This window comes from Enterobacter sp. I4 (genome assembly GCF_022669095.1).
Taxonomy (GTDB): Bacteria; Pseudomonadota; Gammaproteobacteria; order Enterobacterales; family Enterobacteriaceae; genus Enterobacter; species Enterobacter pasteurii.
The window spans coordinates 2,547,359-2,560,034 of the sequence record NZ_JALBUO010000001.1 but is presented as its reverse complement, the minus strand read 5'-3'; the positions used below and the strand labels follow the sequence as shown (position 1 = coordinate 2,560,034).

Annotated in this window: 8 protein-coding genes and 1 other RNA gene; 3 read left to right on the top strand and 6 right to left on the bottom strand. The window is 58.7% G+C overall.

Annotation, left to right across the window (positions count from 1 at the left end; genetic code table 11):
- Positions 1-15: 15 nt before the first annotated feature.
- The 4 genes from MOQ06_RS12135 to ppsR form a co-directional block, all read right to left on the bottom strand.
- On the bottom strand, positions 16-1,998 hold the full coding sequence (locus MOQ06_RS12135; RefSeq protein WP_242173145.1) for a TonB-dependent hemoglobin/transferrin/lactoferrin family receptor: 1,983 nt from the start codon (positions 1,996-1,998) through the stop codon (positions 16-18).
- A 75-nt stretch (positions 1,999-2,073) separates the two neighbouring features.
- On the bottom strand, positions 2,074-2,262 hold the full coding sequence (hemP, locus tag MOQ06_RS12130) for a hemin uptake protein HemP (RefSeq protein ID WP_148419024.1): 189 nt from the start codon (positions 2,260-2,262) through the stop codon (positions 2,074-2,076).
- A 197-nt stretch (positions 2,263-2,459) separates the two neighbouring features.
- Positions 2,460-3,506, bottom strand: a complete 1,047-nt coding sequence (aroH, locus tag MOQ06_RS12125) for a 3-deoxy-7-phosphoheptulonate synthase AroH (protein WP_176610554.1) — start codon at positions 3,504-3,506, stop codon at positions 2,460-2,462.
- A 151-nt stretch (positions 3,507-3,657) separates the two neighbouring features.
- Positions 3,658-4,491, bottom strand: a complete 834-nt coding sequence (gene ppsR, locus MOQ06_RS12120) for a posphoenolpyruvate synthetase regulatory kinase/phosphorylase PpsR (RefSeq protein WP_023620693.1) — start codon at positions 4,489-4,491, stop codon at positions 3,658-3,660.
- Between the two features lie 335 nt (positions 4,492-4,826).
- Here ppsR and ppsA point away from each other — a divergent pair, with 335 nt between their 5' ends.
- The 3 genes from ppsA to MOQ06_RS12105 all read left to right on the top strand — a co-directional run bounded on the left by ppsA (position 4,827) and on the right by MOQ06_RS12105 (position 11,219).
- The gene (ppsA, locus tag MOQ06_RS12115; protein WP_148419020.1) at positions 4,827-7,205 is read left to right on the top strand and encodes a phosphoenolpyruvate synthase; all 2,379 of its coding nucleotides are present in this window, start codon (positions 4,827-4,829) and stop codon (positions 7,203-7,205) included.
- 234 nt (positions 7,206-7,439) lie between these two features.
- Positions 7,440-8,840 carry an MFS transporter gene (locus tag MOQ06_RS12110; protein WP_193356235.1) on the top strand — a complete coding sequence of 467 codons (1,401 nt, stop codon included), beginning with the start codon at positions 7,440-7,442 and terminating at the stop codon, positions 8,838-8,840.
- A 3-nt stretch (positions 8,841-8,843) separates the two neighbouring features.
- Positions 8,844-11,219, top strand: coding sequence for a glycoside hydrolase family 3 N-terminal domain-containing protein (locus MOQ06_RS12105; RefSeq protein WP_242173142.1), 2,376 nt, complete (start codon positions 8,844-8,846; stop codon positions 11,217-11,219).
- 11 nt (positions 11,220-11,230) lie between these two features.
- Here MOQ06_RS12105 and rprA read toward each other — a convergent pair.
- Positions 11,231-11,338: antisense sRNA RprA (rprA, locus tag MOQ06_RS12100), an RNA gene on the bottom strand.
- A gap of 206 nt (positions 11,339-11,544) precedes the next feature.
- Positions 11,545-12,660 (bottom strand): AI-2E family transporter YdiK, encoded by a 1,116-nt coding sequence (ydiK, locus tag MOQ06_RS12095; RefSeq protein ID WP_148419014.1) that lies wholly within the window; start codon positions 12,658-12,660, stop codon positions 11,545-11,547.
- Positions 12,661-12,676: the final 16 nt, after the last annotated feature.

Genomic DNA, 12,676 nt, shown 5'->3' with positions numbered 1-12,676 from the left:
TTGCCCCGAAGGGAATTACCATTGATAACTGACGAAGATCTTGCCGTTGCGGCCATCCTGCGGGATGCCCTGCGGTGACCAGTAGGCTTTGTCAAAGGCGTTCCCCAGCACGAGGGTGGTGGTGATACCTTTGAACTGCTGCTGGCCTTTATAGCTGACGTAGAAATCGTTCACCGCATAGCCCGGCTGCTCGCTGTAGCTGCTGCTGACGTGCGTGGAGCGTTCGACGAAGGTGCCGATCCAGCCCACGGAGAAGCCGCTTTGCGCCACCGGAACGTCCAGCTTGCTGGTAACGGTGTCCGGGTTAATGCTGGAGATATACTCGCCCGTGTCGGTGTCCTTGCCGCGCGTGCGGTTGTAGGCCACGTCGAGGTTGAACAGGTCGGTCGAGTAGGTCGCCATCATGTCCCAGCCCCATATTTTGGCGTCAGGCACGTTATAGGACATGGTCGTGGCCGCCGCAAAATTGACGGCGGTGGAGATGTAATCTTTCGCTTTGGTGTCGAAGTAGCTGGCTTTGAACTCCAGCGCGTCGTTGGCGAGCATCAGGTCGTCGAAGCGCAGCCCAAAACCGAACTCCTGGGTTTCGTTGGTTTCAGGACGCAGGTTCGGGTTTGGCACCCAGTAGTTGGTGTAGAAGCTGCCAATAGAGAAGTGCTTCGAGTCGTTATACATTTCGCCCATGGTTGGCGCGCGGAAGGCCTGCGCGTAAGAGCCGAACAGCATCAGCCAGTCGGCAGGGCTCACGGTTATCCCGGCGCGCGACGACCACTTATCCGCGTTCACGTCGGCGTAACCGTCGCTGCTGCCGCGGTAGTTGTCGTAACGCGTACCGCCGAGAAGCGTGACCGGCAGGTCGCGAAGGGTGATCTCATCCTGCAGCCAGCCGGAGCTGAAGTCGATCTTCGCGTCCGGGAAGCCGGTGGTCGCGCCGCCGGGACGTTGTTCCTGACGGTAGTATTCGCCCCCGTAGGTCAGAAGGTGCGAGGCGAAGGAGTCGCTGAACAGGCGGGTGCGGTTTTCCACTTTGCCGCCTTTGGTGGTCTGCTTGCGGAACTCGCCGCTGCTGTCGATGTTCTGGGCGTTAATTCGCGCTTCGGACCAGTAAATTTTCGCATCGGCGTTCAGCCAGTCGTTTCCGGCCGGGGCGATGCGGTAGCCAAGCTGGGCATCGCGCTGGATGGTAGAGCGATCGGTCATCGGGTTACTGCTGCTGGCGTCCGTGGTTTGCGGGTTTTTCGGCTCCCGCGCGTCGTTGTTGTAGTAGCGCAGCGAGCCGCTCAGCGTCTGGGCCGGATCGATTTTCCAGCTTCCCTTCGCCAGCATATTGTTAATGGACTCGTCGTTTGGCGCGGTCGCGCCGTCGCTCTGGCGAATGTCGCCGCGATCGCGGCTGGACCAGGAGACCAGCCCGTCCAGCGTGTCGGTGCGGCCATAGGCGCTGGCCCCCATCCCGATGCTGCGATCGCCCGTCGCGCCGGTCCCGAATACGCGATAGCCGCTGTTTTTGCCGGCCTCCAGCAGATCGCTGGCGTCGGCGGTGTCATAGGAAATCACGCCTCCCAGCGCGCCACTGCCGTACAGCAGCGCGGAAGGGCCGCGCACCACCTCGATACGTTTGATCAGCGCCGGGTCAAGGAACGTGCTGTTCAGGTGTCCGGTGTCGGTGCCCTGGCGCACGCCGTCCACCAGCACCAGCACGCCGCGGCGGTCGTAGCCCCTGAGGTTGACGTCCTGGCCGTTGGTGCGCCCGGTGCCGTCCAGCGTCACGCCGGGTACCCTGCGCAGCAGGTCGGCGGCAGAGCTGGTGGTCTGGTTTTCCGGCGCGGTGGCGTCGATGACGCTCACCATCATCGGGGCTTCAAAGGCGCTGCGGGCGTTGCCGGTGGCGGTTACGGTGATATCGTCCGCGGCGGCAGACGCAACGCCCGGCAGGGTGCTGACAATCGCCAGCGCCAGAAGCGACGGGCGTAAAGACGCGGATTGCAGGTGTGGCATAGCAACTCTCCATAAGAATTGAAAAGCGCTGGCTGCCTGGGGATCACCTGGGTGGCTGGCGAAGGTTGTTCTGGTTTATTTAGTCAGAATAAGCTTTCCGGCATTGGTCTGGCGCAACAGGTAGTGTTGCCCGTCATGCTCGATAATCACCCGGCCCGCTTCACCGAGCAGGCTCTTACTGTCGATGCGGCGATCGCCGGGAGCAGGGGATGGCGCTGTGTGTGCTTTAGGTTGCGTTGCCGTGCTGTTATCTGTGGGTGACATAATGTTTATAAATAACAATCAATGTAACAATGATAATCATTATCAATAAACTGTATTTTCACAGCAAGCATTTTTGTGAAAATTGTGTGACGGGATCAAATTTGGGGGGAAGAGATGCGGCCTGATGCCCTCACCCCAACCCTCTCCCACGGGGAGAGGGAGAAGGGTGTTAAGCATAGCCGCCACCCGGCAAGAGTTTAAAATCGAGAATCAACCGCCGCAGCCAGCTTCTCCAGCAGCAGCTCGCTGTCTTCCCAGCTCAGGCACGGGTCGGTAATCGACTGGCCGTACACCATCTGCTGACCGGCCACGATCTTCTGGGTGCCTTCCTTGATAAAGCTCTCCGCCATAATCCCCGCAATGGCGGTCGAGCCGCTGCGGATCTGCTGGCAGATCTCATCGCAGACGTCCAGCTGGCGGCGGTGCTGTTTCTGGCAGTTGCCGTGGCTGAAGTCCACCACCAGGTGCTCCGGCAGGTCAAATTCCGCCAGCGTTTCGCAGGCGGCGGCGATATCCTGCGCGTGGTAATTCGGCTTTTTACCGCCGCGCATGATGATGTGCCCGTACGGGTTGCCGCTGGTCTGGTAGATGGTCATCTGACCGTTTTTATCCGGCGAGAGGAACATATGGCTGGCGCGCGCCGCGCGGATCGCATCCACCGCGATACGGGTGTTGCCGTCGGTACCGTTCTTGAAGCCCACCGGGCAGGAGAGAGCCGACGCCATTTCACGGTGGATCTGGCTTTCGGTCGTGCGGGCGCCAATCGCGCCCCAGCTGATGAGGTCGGCGATAAACTGCCCGGTCACCATATCCAGAAATTCGGTGGCGGTCGGCACGCCCAGCTCGTTGACCTGCAGCAGCAGCCTGCGCGCCAGGGCAATCCCGTGGTTCACCCGATAGCTGCCGTTAAGATCGGGATCGGAAATTAACCCTTTCCAGCCCACGACGGTTCGCGGTTTTTCAAAGTAGGTGCGCATCACGATCTCAAGGCGATCCTGATACTTTTCACGCAGAGCCTGAAGGCGTTTGGCATAATCTACGGCCGCATCCAGATCGTGAATGGAGCAGGGGCCAATCACGACCAGGAGACGCTTGTCTTCACCATTGAGGATTTTTTCGATACGGCGACGGGAGGCCGTCACGTGTTCCGCAACCTCTGCGGAGACGGGGTGCAGCCGGGCCAGTTCAGCCGGTGTGACCAGGCTATCGATGCGCGCAGTGCGCAGTTCGTCGGTTTTGTTCATGGAATGTCTCAGAAATTTTTTGCTTCATCGGCAGACTACCGGGAAGTGATGGGCATCACCTTAAACCAATCCCTGCTGATTTCAAGTTCGGGGCGCGCCGCCCCGGGAATAAGCAGCATAATAACTGAAACTGGATTAATGTACTAGCATATTAGTACATGCGGCGATTCAGGCCCATAATATCGAGGATCTTGGTGGCAATTTCTTCTACCGAATAGTTGGTGCTGTTCAGCCACGGAATCTGATTTTTCCGGTACAGCGCTTCCACTTCGGAGACCTCCATTCGACACTGGCGCATCGACGCGTAGCGGCTGTTCTCCCGGCGCTCCTCGCGGATCGCCGCCAGCCGTTCCGGGTTGATGGTCAGGCCAAACAGCTTGTGCTGGAGCGGCTTGAGCGCGGCGGGCAGCACCAGGTTGTCCATGTCATCGGCAATAAAGGGGTAGTTAGCGGCGCGAATGCCAAACTGCATCGCCAGGTAGAGGCTGGTAGGCGTTTTACCGCAGCGCGACACGCCGAGCAAAATGACCTGCGCCTGATCCAGATTACGCAGCGAGATCCCGTCGTCGTGCGCCAGGGTGTAGTCAATGGCGGCAATGCGGGCATCGTATTTAGTCAGGTTTCCGGGGTTCAGCCCGTGGGTACGGTGGGCAATCGGCGTCGGGTCGAGCTTCAGCTCGCTTTGCAGCGGCGCAACCAGCGCCTGCACGATATCCTGACAGAAGCCTTCGCTTTGCAGAATGATGTTGCGGATCTCGGGAATCACGATGGAGTAGAACACCAGCGGGCGAACGCCGGTCTGCTGGTAAATGGCGTCAATCTGGTCCTTCACCGCTCTGGCCCGGCTCTCGTTTTCCACAAACGGCAGCGTGATGCTGTTTATCGACACCGGGAATTGCGACATCACCGCGTGTCCCAGCACCTCGGCGGTGATCGCCGTCCCATCAGAAATATAAAAAACGTGGCGATCGACAGCATTATCCATTTTATCCACCCTGAATAGCGTACGTAATTGCCTGAAAGCATAAATTAAAAAAGTGAATTGCACAGCAAAGAACTTATCCGAATTTAAAATGAAATGGTGTTTTTGATTTTCCTGAAAAGTGGATTTCATTTCCTGAATAGCGGCTTTATTTCTATGGTTTTTGGCGGAATCTATAGGAATCATCGGGTTAGCGAGTGCAGGGAAAGTGTCCGAAAAGTTGAAAATTTAAATTGCTTACACGATTCACCGTTTTTTTAGCGGAAATAATTATGCCAGTATAAATACGTAGTCAGGTGTTTCTTACTCCGATCAAATATCACAAAAGGATTGTTTCGATGTCCAACAATGGCTCGTCACCGCTGGTGCTTTGGTATAACCAACTCGGCATGAATGATGTAGACAGAGTTGGGGGCAAAAATGCCTCCCTGGGTGAAATGATTACAAATCTGTCCGGTATGGGTGTCTCCGTACCTAACGGGTTTGCCACAACCGCCGACGCGTTTAACCTGTTTTTAGACCAGAGCGGTGTAAACCAGCGCATTTACGACCTGCTGGATAAAACGGATATTGATGACGTAACCGAGCTTGCCAAAGCCGGTGCGCAAATCCGCCAGTGGATTATCGACACACCTTTCCAGCCGGAACTGGAAAAAGCCATTCACGACGCGTACAACCAGCTCTCCGCTGACGATGCGCAGGCCTCCTTTGCCGTGCGCTCTTCCGCCACCGCGGAGGATATGCCGGATGCTTCATTCGCCGGGCAGCAGGAAACCTTCCTCAACGTCCAGGGCTATGATGCGGTGCTGGTGGCGGTGAAGCACGTCTTTGCCTCGCTGTTTAACGACCGCGCCATCTCCTATCGCGTGCATCAGGGCTATGACCATCGCGGCGTTGCGCTCTCTGCCGGCGTTCAGCGCATGGTGCGCTCCGACGTGGGCTCCTCCGGCGTGATGTTCTCCATCGATACGGAATCCGGCTTCGACCAGGTGGTGTTTATCACCTCCGCGTGGGGCCTGGGTGAAATGGTGGTGCAGGGGGCCGTGAACCCTGACGAATTTTACGTGCATAAACCGACGCTGGCGGCCAATCGTCCGGCGGTGGTGCGCCGTACCATGGGCTCGAAAAAAATCCGCATGATCTATGCCCCGACCCAGGAGCATGGCAAGCAGGTGAAAATTGAAGATGTGCCGCAGGAGCAGCGCGATCGCTTCTCCCTGACCGATGCCGAAGTGGAAGAGCTGGCGAAGCAGGCGGTGCAGATTGAAAAACACTACGGCCGTCCGATGGACATCGAGTGGGCGAAAGACGGTAACACCGGCAAGCTGTTTATCGTGCAGGCGCGCCCGGAAACCGTCCGTTCACGCGGTCAGGTAATGGAGCGCTACACGCTTCATTCGCAGGGTAAAATCGTGGCCGAAGGTCGCGCTATCGGACATCGCATTGGTGCCGGTCCGGTGAAGGTGATCCACGACATCAGCGAAATGAACCGTATCCAGCCCGGCGACGTGCTGGTCACCGACATGACCGACCCGGACTGGGAACCGATCATGAAGAAGGCGGCCGCTATCGTCACCAACCGCGGTGGCCGTACCTGCCACGCGGCTATCATCGCCCGCGAGCTGGGGATCCCGGCGGTGGTCGGCTGTGGCGATGCCACCGAACGCATGAAGGATGACCAGAAGGTTACGGTGTCCTGCGCAGAAGGCGATACCGGCTACGTGTACGCCGATATTCTCGACTTCAGCGTGAAAAGCTCCAGCGTGGACACCATGCCGGATCTGCCGCTGAAGATCATGATGAACGTGGGTAACCCGGACCGCGCGTTTGACTTTGCCTGCCTGCCGAACGAAGGCGTAGGCCTGGCGCGTCTGGAATTTATCATCAACCGCATGATCGGGGTGCACCCGCGCGCGCTGCTGGAGTTCGACGACCAGGACGCGAAGCTGCAAAACGAAATCCGCGAGATGATGAAGGGCTACGACTCGCCGAAAGAGTTTTATGTCGGTCGCCTTACGGAAGGGATCGCCACCCTCGGCGCGGCCTTCTATCCGAAACGCGTGATCGTGCGTCTGTCGGACTTTAAGTCCAACGAATACGCTAACCTGGTGGGCGGCGAGCGCTACGAGCCGGAAGAAGAGAACCCGATGCTCGGCTTCCGCGGGGCAGGCCGTTACGTGTCGGAAAGCTTCCGCGACTGCTTCGCGCTGGAGTGCGAGGCGGTGAAGCGCGTGCGCAACGACATGGGGCTGACCAACGTGGAGATCATGATCCCGTTCGTGCGTACCGTGGAACAGGCGAAAGCGGTGGTGGACGAGCTGGCGCGTCAGGGGCTGAAGCGCGGCGAGAACGGGCTGAAGATCATCATGATGTGCGAAATTCCGTCTAACGCCCTGCTGGCCGAGCAGTTCCTGGAGCACTTCGACGGCTTCTCCATTGGCTCGAACGACATGACGCAGCTGGCGCTCGGCCTGGACCGCGACTCCGGCGTGGTCTCTGAGCTGTTCGACGAGCGTAACGAGGCGGTGAAGGCGCTGCTCTCCATGGCGATTCGCGCGGCGAAGAAGCAGGGTAAATACGTGGGCATCTGCGGTCAGGGCCCATCCGACCATGAGGACTTTGCGGCCTGGCTGATGGAAGAGGGGATCGATAGCCTCTCCCTGAACCCGGACACCGTGGTGCAGACCTGGCTGAGCCTGGCAGAGCTGAACAAGTAAGGCCTTCTTAACCTGAATAAGGCGAGGATATATGTCCTCGCCTTTTTTATTTTCCTGCGAATATGCTCACCATCACAAATAATACAAAAAACCAAATATCATAATTTATCTGTTAATTTAGACAATTGTTAGCGAGCAATGCGTTGCTAATACTTGAGCCTTACCGCGTACCGCCTTCGGGACGATATGCAACTGGTTGAAATACGTTTTAACCTGATAAAAAGGCAAATAACAATGACAATCTCCTCTGTACTGCGTACCAAAGATAAAATAGGTTATGGCTTAGGTGATATGGCCAGCGCGCTGGTCTGGCAAACGGCAACGTTATTTCTCGCTTATTTCTATACGGACGTATTCGGTTTACCGGCGGCCATTATGGGCACCATGTTTTTAGTGGTGCGCGTGGTCGATGCCTTTGTCGATCCCTGTATTGGCGCGCTGGTGGATCGGACGCAGACCCGCCACGGCCGTTTTCGCCCCTGGCTGCTGTGGTTTGCCATTCCGTTTGGCGTAAGCTGCCTTATTACCTTCTATGTGCCGGATGCCGGGGATACGGCAAAAATTGTCTACGCCTGCGTAACGTACGCCATCCTGAGCCTGATCTACTCCGCGATTAACGTGCCCTATTGCGCTATGCCCGGCGCGCTGACGCTCGACCCGCGCGAGCGCCATTCGCTGCAATCCTGGCGCTTTGGCCTGTCGTTTATCGGCGGGCTGATTGTGACGGTTATCGCGCTGCCGCTGGTCTCTTTATTAGGTCAGGGCAACGTGCAGAAAGGCTATTTCTATGCCATGAGCCTGATGGGGCTGCTGGGCATTGTTTTATTCTTCTGCTGCTTCTTTATGACCCGGGAGCGTTACTCGCCGCGTAATGATACCTCCGGCTCGATGCTGACGGATTTAAAACTGCTGGCCGGTAACAGCCAGTGGCGAATTGTTTTTGTCTTTAATATTTTACTGTTAACCGCCGTCGTGACGCGCGGCTCCGCCACGATGTATTACGTTAACTATGTTCTGCTGCGCCCGGAGCTGGTCTTTGCCTTTATTGTTTCCGGCATGGTGGCCTCCCTGAGCGGGGCATTATTATCGGAACGCCTGCTGGGGAAATTTGACCGCGTTCGCGCCTACCAGTGGACCATTATTTCCTTCGTTATTTTTGGCGCACTGATTTTCTTCATTCCCCCTTCTCAGGTGTGGCTGATATTCGGACTGAATATTGTCTTTAGCTTTATTCAGAACCTGACCACGCCGCTGCAATGGACCATGTTCTCAGACGTGGTGGATTACGAAGAGCATCGTAGCGGCCGCCGTCTGGACGGGCTGGTCTTTTCTACCGCACTGTTTGCCATCAAGTTTGGCCTGGCGCTGGGCGGTGCCGTGGTCGGCTGGGTGCTCGGCATGGTGGACTACGCGCCGGGGCAGGCAAACCAGGCGCCCCACGTGCTCGCAACCATCAACGCGCTGTTCACCCTGATCCCCTGCGCGCTGTTCCTCTGCATGGTGGCGCTCCTTGCCGTCTACAAACTCAACAGCAGGCTGGTGGATTCCATTGCCCGTGAGCTGGCCAGCAGGCGCGACATTCGAAACGATGCGGGGCAGCCCAGCCCGGCAACTCAATCCGCACTACAGGAGTAAACCATGACTGTGATCTACAAGGACGCGGGACGTCCCGTACACGAGCGCGTCGCCGATTTGCTGGCGCGCATGACGCCGGAAGAGAAATTTGCCCAGATGCACGCGTACTGGCTGATCCTTGACGAAAGCGGCAACCACCGCGAGCGCAGCGACTTAAGCGACGAGTTTGCAGGCGTAAGCGAACAGGCCTCTCTCGGCGAAAGGCTGAAGCTGGGCGTGGGTCAAATCACCCGTCCGCTCGGGACGCACATTGTGGATGCGAAAACCGGCGTGCGTGCCGCCAATCGCCTGCAGCGAATGATGATGGAAGAGACGCGGCTCGGCATTCCGGCGCTGTTTCACGAGGAGTGCCTGGTGGGGCTGCTGTGCAAAGGGGCGACGCTGTTTCCGTCCTCGCTGAACTACGGTTCAACATGGGATCCGGCGCTGGTGCAGCGCGCGGCGGAGCAGATTGGCAAAGAGGCCCGTTCCGTCGGCTGTCAGCAGGGGCTGGCCCCGGTGCTGGACGTCTCCCGCGACGTGCGCTGGGGGCGCACGGAGGAGACCTTCGGTGAAGATCCGTGGCTGGTCGGCGTAATGGCCACGGCGTACGTAAAAGGCCTGCAGGGCGATAAGCGCGATCTGCTCGCGACCCTGAAACACTACGTCGGCCACTCCTTCAGCGAAGGGGCGCGCAACCACGCGCCGGTCCATCTCGGCTTTAGCGAACTCAATGATACCTTCCTGCTGCCGTTTGAAATGGCGGTTAAGCTGGCAAACGCCGGTTCGGTGATGCCTGCCTATCACGATATTGATAATCAGCCCGGGCACAGCGACCACTTCCTGCTGACTACCGTGCTGCGCGAACGGTGGGGCTTCGACGGCATTATCGTGGCGGACTACGGCGGCGTGAGCCTGCTGCACCAGCACCACGGCATTTCTCACGATCCGGCGGAATCGGCGGCGCTGGCCTTCAACGCCGGGCTGGATGTGGAACTGCCGAAGGATGACTGCGCGCGCCATCTGGCGGAGGCGCTAGAGCGCGGGCTGATCTCAATGGATAAGGTGGACGAGATTGTGGCGCGGGTGCTGGGTGAAAAATTCCGCCTCGGGCTGTTTGAAAACCCGTACGCCGATGAAGACGGTATCGATTTGCAGAACGAGGCTACCCGACGGGTGGCGCGTGACGTTGCCACCGCATCAATAACGCTGCTGGAAAATAACGGCATTTTGCCGCTCAGCGGAAAACCGCGGGTAGCGGTGGTGGGGCCAACGGCAGACGATCCGCTGGCGCTGCTGAGCGGCTACAGCTTCCCGGTTCACCTGATCATCAGCGATATGGTTGAAGAAACCTCACAGGTAACGACGCCGCGCGCGGCGCTGGAGCAGTACCTTGGCGCATCGCAGGTTCGTTACGCTAAAGGGTGTCACATTATTGAAAAACGGATGGCGGGGGCGCCGGTATTTCCGGGCGACAGCGGCGGTAAACCGATGCAGCAATCGCCGGTTTCCCGACGCACGGACCTGATCCCCGAGGCCGTAAGCGCCGCAAAAGAGAGTGACGTGGTGGTAGCCTGCGTCGGCGATCTCGCCGGGCTATTCCAGAGCGGCACCGTGGGGGAAGGCTCGGACACGGATTCGCTAAACCTGCCGGGCGTTCAGCAGCAGCTGCTTGACGCGCTGGTGGCAACCGGCAAACCGGTGATCGTCGTCATGACCGGCGGACGTCCCTATAACCTCCAGGGGCTGGAGGATAAGGTAGCCGCGCTGATGATGGCCTGGGCGCCGGGGCAGGAAGGGGGCTGGGCGATTGCCGATGTGCTGACCGGGCGCGCCGAACCGCAGGGCAGGCTGGTGGTGAGCGTACCGAAAAGCGCCGGCGCGATGCCGTACTACTACAACCACAAGCTCAAAAGCGGCGGCACGCCGTTTGCGTTCCATTTCGGCGCACGCTACCCGTTTGGCTTCGGCCTCGGCTGGACGCGGTTCCGCTGGGGAGCGGCGCGCCTGGCGGAAAGCCGCGTCCCCGTTGGCGCAGAGGTGATGCTAAGCGTGGATATCACCAATACCGGCGAGCGCAGCGGCAGCGAAGTGGTGCAGGTGTATGTGCGCGATAAGATCGCCACGCAGGTTCGCCCGCTTCAGGAGCTGAAGGCCTTCCAGCGCGTCACGCTTTCACCGGGAGAAACCGCCACGCTGACGTTTACCCTGCCCGTGGAGATGTTCAACTTCACGCGCCGTGACGGGAAGCGAATCGTCGAGCCCGGGGAGTTTGAGCTACAGGTTGGCGCCTCCTCAGCGGATATTCGCGAGGTGGTGACGGTGCAGGTGACCGGGGAGACGCGGGAGCTGGCGGACGAGTGGCAGATGCTCAGCCGCTGCGATATCACGCGCGCCTGAACGTAAAAAGGATAAAAAAAAGCCCATCGTGGGAGATGGGCAAAGACTACACACAGCAATTCGTTGTTTCACTCAGGGGATTTCCATGCTTATAAATCAAGGTGTTGATTTATAACCGTGTCCTAATAGTAGGCATGGCAACTTTTTGAGTCGATCGGATTCGTCTCAATAGTTAAAGAGAGGTAAAGATTTCTTGAGGATAACGGCGTTATCAGGCGCGAAAAGGCGGGTATGACCAGTGCGCAGAGATTAAATAGTTTAGCGTCGTTTAAGTATTGTGGCGAAGTGTGTAGGCCGGGTGGCACAATACCGCCCGGCAAAACCCTTACTGCGCGTTCTTGTCTTCCAGCTCTTCAAGTTCGCTTAAGATGACGTCCGGATCGGTTCCCGGCGGCGGCACCTCATGCACCCAGGCGGAGAAGAGTCGCCACGTCACCGCGAGCAGAACCGGACCGATGAACAGGCCAATCATGCCGAAGGCAATTAACCCCCCGATAACCCCGGACAGGATCAGGATCAGCGGCAGGTCGGCGCCCATGCGGATGAGGAGCGGACGGATGACGTTATCCATGGTGCCCACCACGCAGCTCCAGACCAGCAGCACCGTGCCCCACGTGGTGTCACCCGTCCAGTAAAGCCAGATGATGCTGGGGACCAGCACCAGCAGCGGGCCAAGCTGGGCAAGGCAGGTCATCAGCATGATGACGGTGAAAAGCGTGGCGTACGGCACGCCGGAAATCGCCAGACCGATACCGCCCAGCACCGCCTGCACCAGCGCCGTCACCACCACGCCCAGCGCAACCGCGCGCACGGCCTGCGCGGCCAGCAGCACCGCCGCGTCGCCGCGTTTACCCGCCAGTCGGGTGGCGAAATGACGCACGCCCAGCGCAACCTGCTCGCCGCGCCAGTAGAGCAGGGCGCTAAAGACCAGCATCAGCGCACAGTGCATCATAAAGCGGCCAACGTGGGCGGCCTGACCCACAAACCAGGTGGTGGTCGTGCCGATGTACGGACGCACTTTCGCCATCAGGGCGCTGCCGCCCATCTCCAGCAGGCCGTGCCAGCCGCTGTACAGCTTCGCGCCCACCACAGGAATGCTGTTCAGCCACGCGAGATCGGGCAGCGTCATGTCCCCGCTGGTGACCGCGCGAATGACCGGGCCGCTGGTATCAACCAGGCTGTTCACCAGCAGCGCAACGGGAATGATAAACAGCAGGAACAGCAGCAGCGTCATCACCAGCACGGCGAGGCCGCGACGACCAAACAGCAGCTTCTGCAAGCGTAAGAGTAAAGGCCAGGTGGCGACGACCACGGTAGCGGCCCACGCAAAGCCGAGCACGAAAGGCCGAACAATCCACAGACACGCAATAATCATGAGGGCCAGGAACAGCACCGACAGTAAAATTTGCGCAACATCCCTGGGCTGGCGAAGGTTGACCATAAATAAAACTTTCCTT